We start from the raw sequence: 16,020 nt of genomic DNA, 5'->3' as shown, positions 1-16,020 counted from the left end.
GACCGGCGGTCCGCCGCTTTAACGCCCACGGCTGGGGGACCGGCGGTCCGCCGCTTTAAGTTCCACGGACGACGCCGGTGCCCGGCTCCGGTGCGCGGGTTTCCCTCCCTGATGGGCGGCGACGGTGCCGGTGGAACCAAGCCCGCCGCCGGTCGGGGCATGCCCGCCGAAGGGGGCTCCGCCGTCGTTATTTCTGCTGGAGGCAGAGCGCTTTCCCGCGCCATCACAGGCCTGATGCGCCGTCAGCGAACAGCGCGCCGTGCGGGAGGAATCGGGCAGCGGAACACGTTACTGTCCAAGTAGGTAAACGACCTTAGGGCCACCGGTGACGGTAGTGCCCGGGGAAGAAGCGAGAGGTATTTCAGCATGTCGAATGAATCCGCCACTCCGAGAATGGCTTCGGTCGATGCGGCCAGCCGCGAAGACTACATCTACAACCGCCTGCTCAAAGAGCGCATCATCTGGCTGGGCTCCGAGGTCCGCGACGAGAACGCCAACGCCATCTGCTCGCAGCTGCTGCTGCTCTCCGCGGAGGACCCGGAGAAGGACATCTACCTCTACATCAACTCGCCCGGCGGGTCGGTGACCGCCGGCATGGCCATCTATGACACCATGAAGTTCATCCCGAACGACGTGGTGACCGTGGCCACCGGCCTGGCGGCCTCCATGGGCCAGTTCCTGCTCTCCTCGGGCACCAAGGGCAAGCGCTACGCCACTCCGCACGCACGCATCCTGATGCACCAGCCCTCCGGCGGCATCGGCGGCACGGCGTCCGACATCAAGATCCAGGCCGAGCTGATCCTGCACATGAAGCAGGTCATGGCCGAGCTGACCGCGGAGCAGACCGGCCAGTCGGTGGAGCAGATCCTGATCGACAACGACCGCGACAAGTGGTTTACGGCCGAGGAAGGCCTGGCCTACGGCTTCTTCGACAAGATTTCGGCCCACGCCGGCGGCGTTTCCGGCGGCGGCGGGACCCAGAGCGGCTCCGCCTCCCAGGATTCCTGAGCCCACGCGCCACCGACCCGAATACAAGCAGGAGAATCTCATGGACTACAACTTCGGTGCCGCTGCCGGCGGTTTCGCCGCCAACATGCCGCAGAACCGCTATGTGCTGCCCCAGTTCGAGGAGCGCACGCCCTACGGCTTCAAGCGCCAGGACCCCTACACCAAGCTGTTCGAGGACCGGATCATCTTCCTGGGCGTCCAGGTCGACGATGCCTCCGCCGACGACGTCATGGCCCAGCTGCTGGTCCTTGAGTCGACGGACCCGGACCGCGACATCACCATCTACATCAATTCGCCCGGCGGGTCGTTCACCGCGATGACCGCGATTTACGACACCATGCAGTACATCCGCCCGGAGATCCAGACCGTGTGCCTGGGCCAGGCGGCCAGCGCCGCGGCGGTGCTGCTGGCAGCGGGTACGCCGGGCAAGCGGCTGGCGCTGCCGAACGCCCGCGTCCTGATCCACCAGCCGGCGCTGGGCGGCGGCGAGCACGGACAGGCCTCCGACCTCCAGATCCAGGCCGACGAGGTCATGCGGATGCGCAAGTGGCTGGAAGACGCGCTGGCCATGCATTCGGGCAAGGACTCCGCGCAGGTCAACAAGGACATCGAGCGGGACAAGATCCTCACGGCCGCGGGTGCCTTGGAATACGGACTGATCGACCAGGTGCTCGATTCCCGCAAGATCCACAAGCCGGCGATCACCAAGTAAGTTTCGTAAAATAGTCTCAATGCCTGCACTGCCCGTGGCGCGTCATATCGCACCACGGGCAGTGTTGTTACTGAAACTGTCGGCGCAGTGAATTAGAGTTGTTGTCAGCTGGCCTCGGCAGCGCAGTGCCTGCCCGGCAATAGTCGGGCGGCGCGGCTGCCGCGACGAGTTGCCGACGTAGACCAAGTAAGGGGACGGATATGGCTCGCATAGGTGAGAGCGCTGACCTGCTCAAGTGCTCTTTCTGCGGCAAGAGCCAGAAACAGGTCCGCAAGCTGATCGCCGGCCCCGGCGTGTACATCTGCGACGAATGCATCGAGCTCTGCAACGAGATCATCGAGGAGGAGCTGGCCGAGGTGTCGGACCTGGGCAGCTTCGAACTGCCCAAGCCGCGGGAGATCTTCGACTTCCTGCAGGAATACGTGATCGGCCAGGAGCCCGCCAAGCGCGCGCTGGCAGTGGCGGTCTACAACCACTACAAGCGGATCCAGTCCGGTCATGCGCCCAAGGGAACGGCCAACCTCTCCGATGCCAGCCCGCTGGAGGACGTGGAGGTCTCCAAGTCCAACATCCTGCTGATCGGCCCCACGGGCTGCGGCAAGACCTACCTGGCCCAGACGCTGGCCCGCCGGCTGAACGTCCCGTTCGCCGTCGCGGACGCCACGGCGCTGACCGAAGCCGGCTATGTGGGCGAAGACGTGGAGAACATCCTGCTCAAGCTCATCCAGGCCGCCGATTACGACGTGAAAAAGGCCGAGCAGGGCATCATCTACATCGACGAGATCGACAAGATCTCACGCAAGAGCGAGAATCCCTCAATCACCCGCGACGTCTCCGGTGAAGGCGTCCAGCAGGCCCTGCTGAAGATCCTCGAGGGCACGGTCGCGTCCGTGCCGCCGCAGGGCGGCCGGAAGCATCCGCACCAGGAATTCATCCAGATCGACACCACGAACGTGCTGTTCATCGTCGCCGGCGCCTTCGCCGGGCTGGAGGAGATCATTGGCTCCCGGGCCGGCCGCAAGGGTATCGGCTTCGGCGCCCCGCTCAAGGACGCGGCGGGGGAGAAGGACAGCTACGGCGAGGTCATGCCCGAAGACCTGCTGAAGTTCGGCCTGATCCCGGAGTTCATCGGCCGCCTGCCGGTGATCACCACGGTGTCCAACCTGGACCGGCCGGCGCTGATCAAGATCCTGACCGAACCGAAGAACGCCCTGCTGCGCCAGTACCAGAAGATGTTCCAGCTGGACGGCGTGGAGCTGAGCTTCGAGCAGGAGGCGCTCGAGGCCGTGGCGGACCTCGCGCTGGAACGGGGCACCGGGGCCCGCGGGCTGCGCGCGATCATCGAAGAGACCCTGCAGCCGGTCATGTTCGACCTGCCCAGCCGCGAGGACATCGCCTCCGTCGTGATCACCGCGGACGTGGTGCTGAACAAGGCGGAACCGGCGCTGATCTCCCACGACGTGGTCGCCAAGCGCCGGAACAAGTCGGCCTGACACTGCACTGCTCCGGATTTCCGGACGATCGATCGAGGACCAGACAAGGGGACACACACTATGGCCCGGACCGCCGGAAGCTCAGAGCTGCTCACCTGCTCGTTTTGCGGCAAGAGCCAAAAGCAGGTGAAGAAGCTCATCGCAGGCGGCGGCGTGTACATTTGCGACGAATGCGTCGGGCTGTGCAACGAACTGCTGGAGGAAGAATTCGGCGCCGGTGCTGCCTCCGAACTGCTGGAGCTGCCCAAACCCCGTGAGATCTTCGGCTTCCTGCAGGAGTACGTGATCGGCCAGGAGCCGGCCAAGCGCGCCCTGGCGGTGGCGGTGTACAACCACTACAAGCGCATCCGCTCCGGCCACGCTGCCCCGGGCAACGCCGGCCTGACTGCCGCCGGCGCGCTCCAGGACGTGGAGATCGCCAAATCCAATGTCCTGCTCATCGGCCCCACCGGTTGCGGCAAGACCTACCTGGCCCAGACGCTGGCCCGCCAGCTGAATGTGCCGTTCGCGGTGGCGGACGCCACGTCGCTGACCGAAGCCGGCTATGTGGGCGAGGATGTGGAGAACATCCTGCTCAAGCTGATCCAGGCCGCCGGCAACGACATCAAAAAGGCCGAGCAGGGCATCATCTACATCGACGAGATCGACAAGGTGACCCGCAAGAGCGACGGCCCCTCGATCACCCGCGACGTCTCGGGTGAAGGTGTGCAGCAGGCCCTGCTGAAAATCCTGGAAGGAACCGTGGCTTCGGTGCCGCCGCAGGGCGGACGGAAGAACCCGCAGCAGGAGTTCCTCCAGATCGACACCACCAACATCCTCTTCATCGTCGCCGGCGCGTTCGCCGGGCTGGAAGAAATCATCGGCTCCCGGGCCGGACGCAAGGGCATCGGCTTCGGCGCCCCGCTCAAGGATGTCGTCGCCCAGCAGGACAACTACGGCGAGGTCATGCCCGAAGACCTGCTCAAGTTCGGGCTGATCCCGGAGTTCATCGGCCGCCTGCCGGTGATCACCACCGTGGCCGAACTCGACAAGCCCGCGTTGATCCGGATCCTCACCGAGCCGAAGAATGCGCTGATCCGCCAGTACCAGAAGATGTTCCAGCTGGATGGCGTGGAGCTGGCCTTCGAGCAGGACGCCTTGGAAGCGGTGGCCGACCTGGCCCTGGAACGCGGAACCGGCGCGCGGGGCCTGCGGGCGATCATGGAGGAAACGCTGCAGCCGATCATGTTCGACCTGCCCGGCCGCGATGACATCGCCACCGCCGTGATTACCGCGCAGACGGTCCTGGCCGGGGCGGACCCCACCCTCATCCCGCACGACGTCGAGGCCATCCGCCGCCGCGACTCCGCCTGACCGTCCCGTATCCGGGCGCCGGTGCACGGTACCTGGCGCGTAGGCGGAACAAAACCGCCGGCGGGGCAGTTACCCACAACAGTACGTATAACCAGTCCTCCTGAAGGAGCTTTTGCCGTATGTCTGAAAGTGCTGCACCGTCGACCGTCGATTTCTGGTTCGATCCGGCCTGCCCGTTCGCCTGGATCACCTCCCGCTGGATGCTGGAGGTGGAGAAGGTCCGCGACGTCAAGGTCGACTGGCATGTGATGAGCCTGGCCGTGCTCAACGACGGCCGCGACGAGCTGCCGGAGGACTACAAGGAGTTCCTGAAGAAGGCCTGGGGCCCGGTCCGCGTGATCATCGCCGCCCGGGAACTGCACGGCAACGCCTACGTGGGGAAGCTCTACGACGCCATGGGCACCCGCATCCACAACGAGGGCAACAAGGACTATGAGTCGGTCGCGGCCGCGGCGCTGGAAGAAGTCGGCCTGCCCGCCGACCTGGCCCGCTTCGCCACCTCCGACGAATATGACGAGCAGCTGCGCGCCAGCCACGAAGAAGGCATCTCCAAGGTGGGCGACGAGGTCGGTACCCCCGTCGTGGCCTTCAACGGCACGGCCTTCTTCGGCCCGGTGCTGACCCGCATCCCGCGCGGCGAAACCGCCGGAAAGATCTTCGACGGCGCCGTGGCGCTGGCCGACTTCCCGTACTTCTACGAGATCAAGCGCTCCCGGACGACCAGCCCCGAGTTCGACTGACCGGTAGGGGCCCGGCCGGGCCCCTCATGCGGAGGTCGTCCGCGGGACCCGTGACGCCGCCGGCCGGCACGCCGTCGTTGCGGAAAACAATTTCGCAAAACTATGGCGTGTCGGCTTGCGCAGGAGTATAAACATCTATACGCATCCCCCAAAAGATGCGGGACCGAACACCAAAGATTCAGTGACAAGTAGTGGACTAGCTCCACAAACTGCCAGCCTGTGACGAGGCTCGGAAGACCTGAAGATCGGCGGAGTTCGCGAGATCCAAAGCGTCACCTTTGGATCAAAGAGTCGAAGCCCCACCAACGGCTAAACGCTGATGGGGCTTCCCCTCGTTAACGGGCCCGAACCGGACACCGAACGGCCTGGAGCCAGCTACCCGAACGCCTTGGGGCGCTCTACTCGGCCGGGGCCTCGGCGGCCGCCAGCTCGACCTTCGCGACCGTCAGCTCACCCTCCGCCTCGCTCAGCAGGACCTCGCGGGCATTGCCGGCGGCCTTCAGGTCACCGAGCCCGGCCTCAAGCTGGGCCACCTGGGCGGCCGAACCGGTGATGGTCGCGGTGAGAACCTCGGTGCGCTGCTTGACCTTGGCCTCGGACTTCGCCTTGCGGATACCCCCCAGCGCCTGGCCGACCGTCCCGAGCAGCCCCGTGTCGGCGGCCGAGGCAATCGGGGCGAGCCCCGCCGTCGTCGGCCATTCGGCGCGGTGCACCGAACCGGCGCGCCACCAGCTCCAGACCTCTTCGGTGGCAAAGGGCAGGAACGGTGCGAAGAGGCGCAGCAGGGCATCCAGCGTGGTGGCCAGGGTGGCCAGGACCGATGCCTGCTCCGCCTCGCCTGCGGCACCGTACGCGCGGTCCTTGATCAGCTCGACGTAGTCGTCGGTGAAGGACCAGAAGAAGCTTTCGGTGACCTGCAGGGCGCGGGCATGGTCGTACTTCTCGAACGCGGCCGTCGCGGTCTCCACCACCTCGGCCAGCTGGCCCAGCAGCGACTTGTCCAACGGATTGGTGACCACGGCGTCGCCGTCGGCAAGCACCGAAGCCTCGGTGGCACCCAGGTTCAGCACGAACTTGGAGGCGTTCAGCAGCTTGATGGCCAGGCGGCGGCCGATCTTCATCTGCGCGACCTCGTAGGCGGTGTCCGCACCCAGCTTCGCGGAAGCCGCCCAGTAGCGCACCGCGTCCGCGCCGAACTGGTCCAGGACGTCGGTGGGGACCACCACGTTGCCCTTGGACTTGGACATCTTCTTGCGGTCAGGGTCCAGGATCCAGCCGGAGAGCGCCGCGTGCTTCCACGGCGCGCAACTGTTCAGCGCGTCGGCGCGCACCACGGTGGAGAACAGCCAGGTGCGGATGATGTCGTGGCCCTGCGGGCGCAGGTCGAACGGGAAGACGTTGTTGAAGAACGATTCGTCCCGGCTCCATTTGCCCACGATCTGCGGCGACAGCGACGAGGTGGCCCAGGTGTCGAGCACATCGGCGTCGCCGATGAAGCCGCCGGGCTGGTTACGCTGCGACTCCTCGTAACCCGGAGCGGGGTCCGCGGCCGGGTCCACCGGCAGCATCTCGTCGGAGGGCACCACCGGGTTGTCGTAGTCGGGGTTGCCGGCGGCATCCAGCGGGTACCAGACCGGGATCGGCACGCCGAAGAACCGCTGGCGGGAAATGAGCCAGTCGCCGTTGAGGCCTTCAATCCAGTTCTCGTAGCGCGAGCGCATGAACGCCGGGTGGAACTCGATCTCCCGGCCCCGGCTGATCAGCCGTGCCCGCCGGTCCGCGTCCCGGCCGCCGTTGCGGATGTACCACTGCCGTGAGGTGACGACCTCCAGCGGCTTGTCGCCCTTTTCGTAGAAGTTGACCGGGTGGGTCATCTTCTGGGGCACGCCGTCCAGTTCGCCGGCCTCGGACAGCAGTTCCACGACCTTCTCCTTGGCGGAGAAGACGGTCTTGCCAGCCAGCTCGGCGTAGTTCGCCTTGCCTTCCTCGGTGGTGATCCACTCCGGAGTGTCGGCTAGGATGCGGCCGTCGCGGCCCACGATGGAGCGGGTGGGCAGCTGCAGCTCCCGCCACCACGTCACGTCGGTCAGGTCGCCGAAGGTGCAGACCATGGCAATGCCGGCGCCCTTGTCGGGCTTGGCCAGCGGGTGGGCCTTTACCTCCACCTCCACGCCGAACAGCGGGGACTTCACGGTGGTGCCGAACAGCTTCTGGTAGCGCTCGTCGTCGGGGTTGGCCACCAATGCCACGCAGGCGGGCAGCAGCTCGGGGCGGGTGGTTTCGATGTGGATCTTCTCGCCGTCGGCGGTTTCGAAGGCGTAGCGGTAGTAGGCGCCGGGCATCTCCCGGTCCTCGAGCTCGGCCTGCGCCACGGCGGTGCGGAACGTGACATCCCAGAGGGTGGGTGCTTCGGCCATGTAGGCGTCGCCGGAGTTCAGGTTGGCCAGGAAGGCGCGTTGGGATACGGAGCGGGACACGTCGTCGATGGTCCGGTAGGTCAGTTCCCAGTCCACGGACAGGCCCAGGGTGCTGAAGAGGTTCTCGAAGACCTTCTCGTCCTCCACAGCCAGGGTCTCGCAGAGTTCGATGAAGTTCCGGCGCGAGACGACGTCGAAATCGCGCTGGTTCTTCGCGGGCGTGGCCGGCGGCTGGTAGTCAGGGTCGTACGCCACCGAAGGGTCGCAGCGGACGCCGTAGTAGTTCTGCACCCGTCGCTCGGTGGGCAGGCCGTTGTCGTCCCAGCCCATGGGGTAGAACACGTTCTTGCCGCGCATCCGCTGGTAGCGGGCCAGCACGTCGGTCTGGGTGTAGGAGAACATGTGTCCCACATGCAGCGAGCCCGAAGCCGTGGGCGGGGGAGTGTCGATCGAGTAGACCTGCTCCCGCGTGGTCTCGGGATTGAACTTGTAGGTCCCCTCCTCGCGCCAACGCCGGGTTAGGGCGTCCTCAAGGCCTTCGAGGGCGGGCTTGTCGGGAACGTTAACGGTAACGGGCGTGTCTGTGCCCGGGGTATGTTCTGCCATGTTGGCCATTCTTTCATGCCGGGCAGGGAATGAAGATTCTGCAGACGGCGGTGGAGCCTACCTGCCAAGGCCCGCCTCGCGTAGCATGCGGCCATGGCGAACGTTCACATCAAGCGGGTCTACGAACCGGCCGACGACGGCGACGGCTACCGGGTGTTGGTGGACCGGATCTGGCCGCGCGGCATCAAGAAGGACGAGGCGGAGCTGGACCTCTGGCTGAAGGAAGCGGGGACATCCGCCGAGTTGCGCAAGGAGTTCAGTCACCGGCCGGAGAAGTTCGAAGCGTTCACGGTGGCGTACCGGAAGGAGTTGGACGGTTCCGAGGCACTGAAGCGCTTGCAGGAACTGGCCCGCGAGCATCCGAAGCTTTGCCTTCTCTACGGCGCCAAGGATGAGACGCACAACCAGGCCGCGGTGCTGCGGGACTTGATCCTGGAAGAACTCGGCGGGGAATCCGGCTGACATGCCGCGGCGGATGGGGGAGGTGCTTGGTGTCGGCGGCCCGCGGGGTGGGATGACTCGAGCCGGTAGCCGTGACACATGGCGCGGTGCCGTCCTGGCCAGGGTGGGCGCGGCGGTTCTGGGCGGTTCCATCGCGGGCTGCGGGGTTATCCCCGGGCTCGATGCACCGCCGTGTCTCCCGCCGGAGTATTCGGTGAGCCCTGCGGAGGCGATCTCAGGGCAGGCTGTGACTGTCTCAGCGCCGGACGCTGACTGTGACCCGCGCTACGGCAGTGACGCCCGGATTGAAGTGATCGTGACAGACGCTTCCGGTGCAGAAGTCGTTCATGAAACCGCCCCGATGAACGACGGCGGCGGCTTCACCTATACATTTACGCTCCCCTCCGAGACTGCGGCCGGCAAGGCCTCGGTGACGGCGCTGCCCTACAACGTCGACTGGTGTGATGACACCGGCCGGAACAATCGCGTTTCGAAAGTTGCTGGAGAAGACAGCGTCGAACTGGAGCGCGTATCGTGCGCGATCCCGGTGAGACCCCTCCTGATCAACCGGTAATCCCTGCTGATCACTCGGTAATTGCGCCCTCGCTCGGCGAGTTGGTCTTTCCCGCCACTCGGCACAACTGGGCCTGCAAGTGACGGACGGATCCAGGGCAGGCTGTGGCATCGGCGAGGCGTCGTACCGTGGGTCCCGTTTTCGTTCGCCATTAGGCTGGGATCCATGACCAAACGCGTAGTAGTAACGGGAGCAAGTTCGGGTATCGGCGCCGCCACCGTGCGGGCACTGCGCGGAAGCGGTTGGGAGGTAGTGGCTGTGGCCCGGCGTGCAGACCGGCTTGCCGCGCTCGCCGAAGAAACCGGCGCAGTGGCGATGCCAAGCGATGTGACAGACCAGGCCTCTGTCGATCAGTTGGTGGCCGACGTGCTTGCGGGTGGCGGGATCGACGCGCTGGTGAACATCGCCGGGGGAGCCTTCGGAGCGGACACCATCGGTGAGGGAAAGCTTGCCGATTGGCAGAAGATGTACGAGGTCAATGTCCTCGGCTCCCTGCGGATGATCCAGGCGTTTCTTCCGGCCTTGCGCGACAACGGCGAAGGATCGGTCGTGCTGCTGACCTCCACCGCGGGGATCGTGGCCTACGAAGGCGGCGGAGGCTACGTAGCCGCCAAGTTCGCCCAGCACTCGATGGCCGGCACCCTGCGCCTGGAAGAAGCGGAACACAACGTGCGCGTGATCGACATCCTCCCGGGCTTGGTGCAGACGGAGGAGTTCTCGCTGAACCGGCTCGGCGGTGACCGGCAGGCGGCCGACAACGTCTACGCCGGTGTGGAGAAACCGCTGCTGGCCGAGGACGTCGCCGACGTCGTGGCCTACTCGCTCAACCTGCCGCATCACATAAACCTTGACCAGATCGTCATGCGTCCGGTGGCACAGGCCGCCGCCCACAAATTGATCCGAAAGTAGCAAGAGCGAAAACCGGGCGATTCCCCTTTTCTCTCTATCTCGAGCGTCTGGATCGGGAACGCCGGATTCTCCGATTTTTGCCGTGGTGAGCGGCTTTGTGTCCACCTCTACACGCGCAAACTCATTCTCCCGAAGCGCCCGCTTGTCCTCTAACACGGCGACTCTCCCTCCACAGGCGTGCAGCGGCTGGCAGTTTTGCACTTACGTCGAAGATCCGTTCTACCCCTGACGCGCGGTGCGTAGCGTTGAAGTATGGCAGCGGAACCGTTGGACGAGGCACAGGAGCCGGAGGAACAATCCGGCGTTCCTGCCCTGCCCGACGGCGGTGTCCCCGCCCGTGAGTTGTGGGCGGAGGATTGGCAGGAGCTGGGTCCGGCGGAACTGGCCGGTCTGCTCGCCGGAACGGATCCGGGAACCTTGGATGACTGGTCAGCCCTGGAGTACCTCAAAGCGGTCCGCAAGCATGAGGCGTGGACCCAGTCGCGGCGGTTGCGAGCCGTGCACCGCATGGCGCTGCTGCGCCCGGCCACCGGCGCCGATGCCGGGGCCCCAAACGGGATTTCACGCCACGCGGCCGCCGAACTCGCACCTATCCTGGCTGTGCGTCGCGAGCGGGCCGCTGCCGAACTGGCCGACGCGCAGCAGATCGGCACGTACCTGCCCGCCACCTTCGCTGCGCTGGACGCCGGCGAGATTGATATGTCCAGGGCCGTGGCGATCGCCCGGAAAGGCATGGACCTGACGCCGGCCGTCATGGCCGACTATGAGGCCAAAGTCGTCCCCGGCGCCGGGACCATCACGCTGGAATCCGTTCAGGCCCGTGCCCGCACCGCCCGCGACCGGCTGCACACAGAGCCCCTCGATACTCGGCACCGGGCCGCGATGGAACACCGAACCGTCCAGTACCAGCCCCAGGACGACGGGATGGCCGAACTCTACATCCGCACGTCGGCGGAGAAAGCGATGCTGGCCTACAACCTGATGCAGGCCCACGCCAGGAAACTGCAGACCGCCGACGAGACCCGCACCCTCGGGCAGCTCCGCGCCGATGTCTTCACCGACATGCTCCTGCGCTACCCAGACCACGCCTACCAGCCCGCCGCCACAGTACAAGGAAGCGGCACCGCTGCCGCAACAACGGCATTGGCGGAGGCAACCGCCGAACCAGCCACCAGGCACGCAACGAGCGGGCCGTGCATCTGCGGGGCGGGGAACGTCACCGCGTCCGTCGCCGTGACGGCGCCCGTTGCAACCTTGCTCCGGATCTCCGAAGAACCCGGTGACCTCACCGGCTACGGGCCCATCCCGCCGGGCATGACCCGCGACCTTGCCGCGCTGGCCAAGTCCTGGCTGATCGTGCTCACCGACGACTACGGCAAGGCCGCCGCCGCCGCCAAAGACCTGCGCCACCCGCCCGAATGGCTCAAACGCCTCGTCCGGCTGCGCGACCGCCACTGCCGCGACTACGGCTGCACCGTCCCCGCCGACCACTGCGACATCGACCATACGATCGCCTGGGAAAACGGCGGCAAAACCGTCCTCGAAAATCTCAGTGCCAGATGCAGACCCGGGCACAAAACCAAACACCACGGCGGCACTACCGTCACCCAGGACAGTGAGGGGGCGCTGCACTTCACCACCCGCTCCGGCCACACCCACAGCACCGCCCCCGACGAAGGTTGGTCTCTCACCGACCCGACAACAATCAGAAGCCGCGACGCGGCCGCGAACGGGCAAGAAGCCGCCGCCGCGAACGGGCAAGAAGCCACCGCCGCTGCTAACGAAAATGAAGCCGCCGCGGCGGATGCCGGGAACGGACATGAAGCCCCCGCCGCGGACGCCGGGAACGGACATAAAGCCGCCGCCGCGGACGCCGCGAACGCACTTAAACCCGCCGCCGCTGACGCGCAGGAAGCCGGGGAAGAGAACCTGCAAGAGAACCGACAAGAACAGGGACCCCCGGACGACAGCCCGCCACCCTTCTGAAGACGGCACAGCAGCACGCGACGTTGGGCCCCAGACGTTCGGGCCAGACGTTGGCGCTGATTGGATGCCTGACGTCGCTTCCCGAGTGAGCGGCATCTGGTGCAAGGACGGGTTGGCCAACCACCGGACGAACAAACGGTCCGGGAACGATGCAGGCTTTTCGTCGCGTTTCGACAGCCGCGCCGCCGTGGCCGTAAACTTGAGTCATCAGCACTGACCCGGCCATCACCGGTGAGCTTCCGGAAGAACAGCGCAGGCCAACATCCTGGGCTCAGTAGAACCGGACGGGTATGCCCGTCACAGCAGCGAATGAGTGGCTGTCCCTTTGCGTCGGTTCCGGCGCATCAGGCCAGCAAGTGAGGTGGTACCGCGGGTTCCGCCCCGGCAGCACGGTGAGGCTTTTTCAGCCGCACCGGAGGCACCGGAGCAGGACACGTCCTCGCAGAAGTACCCACACTTGCCGAGCTGTCTTTTCAGGATGACGAACATGCCACAGATCTATCCCAAGGCTTCCACCGCCGGCGCTGCCGCTGCCGAGAGCTCGCCTAAGTTCCCCGAAATCGAGGAGCTGGTGCTCAAATACTGGCAGCAGGACGGTACCTTCCAGGCCTCCGTCGATGCCCGCGATGCCGGCAGCGACGGCAGCAACGAGTTCGTCTTCTACGACGGCCCGCCCTTTGCCAACGGCCTGCCGCACTACGGCCACCTGCTCACCGGATACGTGAAGGACCTGGTGGCCCGTTACCAGACGCAGCGCGGCCACAAGGTGGAGCGCCGCTTCGGCTGGGACACGCACGGGCTGCCGGCCGAGCTGGAAGCCATGAAGCAGCTGGGCATGACGGACAAGCAGCAGATCCTGTCCATGGGCATCGACAAGTTCAATGACGCCTGCCGCACCTCCGTGATGAAGTACGCCGACGAATGGCAGGAGTACGTCACCCGCCAGGCACGTTGGGTGGATTTCGAAAACGACTACAAGACGCTCAATGTCGAGTACATGGAGTCGGTCCTCTGGGCCTTCAAGCAGCTGCACGAGAAGGGCCTGACCTACCAGGGCTTCCGCGTGCTGCCTTACTGCTGGCGGGACGAGACGCCGCTGTCCAACCACGAGCTGCGGATGGACGACGACGTCTATAAGATGCGCCAGGACCAGACGGTCACGGTCACCTTCCCGATCCGCGCCGACGGGTCGGACAACGCGCTGGCGGCGGAGCTCGCCGGCGTCAACGCCCTCGCCTGGACCACCACGCCGTGGACGCTGCCCACCAACGCAGCCCTCGCCGTCGGACCGGAGATCGACTACGCGGTGCTGCCGGCCGGCCCCAACGGGACGCAGGCCGCGGGGGAGAAGTTCCTGGTGGCGGAGGACCTGCTCGGCTCCTACGCCAAGGACCTGGGCTACGACGACGCCGCTGCCGCCACCGAGGCGGTGACGGCCCGGTACGTGGGTGCCCAGCTGGCCGGGCTGCGCTACGAGCCGCTCTGGGACTACTACGCCGACGCCGGGAAGTGGGGCACCGGGAACGCCTGGCAGATCGTCGTGGCCGACTACGTGACCACCACCGACGGCACGGGCCTGGTCCACCAGGCGCCGGCGTTCGGCGAAGACGACCAGAAGGTCTGCGAAGACAACGGCATCCCCGTGATCGTCTCCGTGGACGAGGGCGCGAAGTTCCTGCCCTACTTCGCCGAGGGCCCGCTGGCCGAGATCGCCGGTGTGCAGGTGTTCGAGGCGAACAAGCCGATCACCCGCGTGCTGAAGGCCGAAGGCCGGCTGGTCCGCCAGGCCAGCTACGAGCACAGCTACCCGCATTGCTGGCGCTGCCGCACGCCGCTGATCTACCGCGCCATCTCCTCCTGGTACGTGGAGGTGACCAAGTTCAAGGACCGGATGGTCGAGCTCAACCAGCAGATCAACTGGATCCCGGAAAACGTGAAGGACGGCCAGTTCGGCAAGTGGCTGGAGAACGCCCGCGACTGGTCCATCAGCCGCAACCGCTTCTGGGGTTCGCCCATCCCGGTGTGGGAATCGGACACCCCGGAGTACCCGCGCCGCGAGGTGTACGGTTCGCTGGCCGAGCTGGAGGAAGCGTTCGGCACCCTGCCGCGCAACCACGACGGCGAGGTCGACCTGCACCGCCCGTACATCGATGAGCTGGTCCGGCCCAACCCGGACGACCCGACCGGCCAATCCATGATGCGCCGCGTGGAGGACGTGCTGGATGTCTGGTTCGACTCCGGTTCGATGCCCTACGCCCAGGTGCACTACCCGATGGAGAACAAGGACTGGTTCGACAGCCACAACCCGGCTGACTTCATCGTGGAATACATCGGCCAGACCCGTGGCTGGTTCTACACCATGCACGTGCTCGCCACCGCGCTGTTCGACCGACCGGCGTTCCGCAACGTGATCAGCCACGGCATCGTGCTCGGCTCCGACGGGCAGAAGATGTCCAAGAGCCTGCGCAACTACCCGGACGTGTCCGAGGTTCTGGACCGCGACGGCTCCGACGCCATGCGCTGGTTCCTGATGGCCTCCCCGATCCTGCGCGGCGGCAACCTGATCGTCACCGAGCAGGGCATCCGCGACGGCGTCCGCCAGGTGATGCTGCCGCTGTGGAACGTCTGGCACTTCTTCAAGCTCTACACCAACTCCGCGAACAACGGGGCGGGCCATGAGGCCGTCTCCGTGCTCGGCGACGCCGACCGGATCAAGGGCATGGAGTCCCTGGACCAATTCATCCTGGCCAACACCGGGGACCTGGTCCGCGACATGACGGCGGCCCTCGATGCCTACGACGTCTCCGGCGCCTGCGACGCGCTGCGCGAGTACCTGGACACGCTGACCAACTGGTACGTCCGCCGTTCCCGCCAGCGGTTCTTCGACGAGGACCGCGACGCGTTCGACGTGCTCTACACGGCACTGGAAGCGGTCTGCCGCGTGGCCGCTCCGCTGCTGCCGCTGGTCACCGAGGAGATCTGGCGCGGGCTGACCGGCGGGCGTTCGGTCCACCTGACCGACCTGCCCGACGCCGGCGCGTTCCCGCAGCTGGCCGAACTGGTGGAGCTGATGGACACCACCCGGCAGATCTGCTCGTCCGGCTCGAGCCTGCGCAAGGCCGCGAACCTGCGCGTCCGGCTGCCGCTGGCCTCGCTGACCGTGGTGGTTCCGGGCGCCGAACGGCTCTCCGGCCAGTACGCCGTCATGATTCAGGACGAGCTGAACATCAAGTCCGTCCGGCTGATCGACGCCGCCAACGCCGCCCCGGAAGAATTCGGCATCTCGCAGAGGCTGGTGGTCAACGCCCGCGCGGCCGGCCCACGGCTGGGCAAGAACGTGCAGCAGGCCATCAAGGCCGCCAAGTCCGGTGACTGGTCGGTGGACGACGCCGGTGCCGTCACCGCCGGGGGACTGCTGCTGGAACCGTCGGAGTACTCACTGGAAACCGTCGTGGCCGGGGACGCAGCGGCCGGTGCCGCCGTCACCATGCTCCCCGGCGGCGGGTTCCTGGTGCTGGATACCGCCGTGACCGCCGAACTGGAGGCCGAGGGCGTGGCCCGCGACTACGTCCGCGCCATCCAGCAGGCACGCAAGGACGCCGGCCTGGTGGTCAGCGACCGCATCCGCACCACGGTGACGGCGGACCAGTCCGTGCTGGACGCGCTGACCCTGCACCAGGGGCTGGTCTCGCAGGAAACCCTCACCGTGGACCTCGTCCTGGTGGCCGGGGACGGCGACGCCGTGTCCGTGGAAAAAGCCGGATCCTGAAGGGGCACCAAA

Annotated in this window: 11 protein-coding genes; 10 read left to right on the top strand and 1 reads right to left on the bottom strand. The window is 66.2% G+C overall.

Annotated features, from left to right (window positions below; all coding sequences use genetic code 11):
• Positions 1 to 393: 393 nt before the first annotated feature.
• From AC5RVS_RS12740 to AC5RVS_RS12720, 5 genes are all read left to right on the top strand, one after another.
• Positions 394 to 1,008, top strand: coding sequence for an ATP-dependent Clp protease proteolytic subunit (locus AC5RVS_RS12740; RefSeq protein WP_493987525.1), 615 nt, complete (start codon positions 394 to 396; stop codon positions 1,006 to 1,008).
• Between the two features lie 40 nt (positions 1,009 to 1,048).
• Positions 1,049 to 1,720 carry an ATP-dependent Clp protease proteolytic subunit gene (locus AC5RVS_RS12735; RefSeq protein ID WP_493987036.1) on the top strand — a complete coding sequence of 224 codons (672 nt, stop codon included), beginning with the start codon at positions 1,049 to 1,051 and terminating at the stop codon, positions 1,718 to 1,720.
• Between the two features lie 200 nt (positions 1,721 to 1,920).
• Complete coding sequence (clpX, locus tag AC5RVS_RS12730) at positions 1,921 to 3,213, top strand: ATP-dependent Clp protease ATP-binding subunit ClpX (protein ID WP_493977441.1); 1,293 nt, start codon at positions 1,921 to 1,923, stop codon at positions 3,211 to 3,213.
• Positions 3,214 to 3,273: 60 nt separating this feature from the next.
• Positions 3,274 to 4,566, top strand: a complete 1,293-nt coding sequence (gene clpX / locus AC5RVS_RS12725) for an ATP-dependent Clp protease ATP-binding subunit ClpX (protein WP_494108414.1) — start codon at positions 3,274 to 3,276, stop codon at positions 4,564 to 4,566.
• A 119-nt stretch (positions 4,567 to 4,685) separates the two neighbouring features.
• A complete protein-coding gene (locus AC5RVS_RS12720) occupies positions 4,686 to 5,306 on the top strand; it encodes a mycothiol-dependent nitroreductase Rv2466c family protein (protein WP_494108413.1) in 621 nt (206 codons plus the stop codon).
• Between the two features lie 398 nt (positions 5,307 to 5,704).
• Here the strand turns inward: AC5RVS_RS12720 and valS are convergent, their stop codons facing one another.
• A complete protein-coding gene (gene valS, locus AC5RVS_RS12715) occupies positions 5,705 to 8,329 on the bottom strand; it encodes a valine--tRNA ligase (RefSeq protein WP_494108412.1) in 2,625 nt (874 codons plus the stop codon).
• Positions 8,330 to 8,422: 93 nt separating this feature from the next.
• Here valS and AC5RVS_RS12710 point away from each other — a divergent pair, with 93 nt between their 5' ends.
• The 5 genes from AC5RVS_RS12710 to ileS all read left to right on the top strand — a co-directional run bounded on the left by AC5RVS_RS12710 (position 8,423) and on the right by ileS (position 16,008).
• The gene (locus AC5RVS_RS12710; RefSeq protein WP_494108411.1) at positions 8,423 to 8,791 is read left to right on the top strand and encodes a DUF488 domain-containing protein; all 369 of its coding nucleotides are present in this window, start codon (positions 8,423 to 8,425) and stop codon (positions 8,789 to 8,791) included.
• 226 nt (positions 8,792 to 9,017) lie between these two features.
• On the top strand, positions 9,018 to 9,344 hold the full coding sequence (locus tag AC5RVS_RS12705) for a hypothetical protein (protein ID WP_493987041.1): 327 nt from the start codon (positions 9,018 to 9,020) through the stop codon (positions 9,342 to 9,344).
• 165 nt (positions 9,345 to 9,509) lie between these two features.
• Positions 9,510 to 10,253, top strand: a complete 744-nt coding sequence (locus AC5RVS_RS12700) for an SDR family oxidoreductase (RefSeq protein ID WP_493987042.1) — start codon at positions 9,510 to 9,512, stop codon at positions 10,251 to 10,253.
• Between the two features lie 252 nt (positions 10,254 to 10,505).
• Entirely contained in the window at positions 10,506 to 12,239 is a 1,734-nt protein-coding gene (locus AC5RVS_RS12695; RefSeq protein WP_494108410.1) for an HNH endonuclease, read from the top strand.
• A gap of 487 nt (positions 12,240 to 12,726) precedes the next feature.
• Positions 12,727 to 16,008 (top strand): isoleucine--tRNA ligase, encoded by a 3,282-nt coding sequence (gene ileS / locus AC5RVS_RS12690; protein ID WP_494108409.1) that lies wholly within the window; start codon positions 12,727 to 12,729, stop codon positions 16,006 to 16,008.
• The last annotated feature ends 12 nt before the right edge of the window (positions 16,009 to 16,020 follow it).

The organism is Arthrobacter sp. Y3221048 (assembly GCF_059092685.1).
Note: the sequence above shows the minus strand (reverse complement) of the source record. Positions and strands in the feature narration are given on the sequence as shown.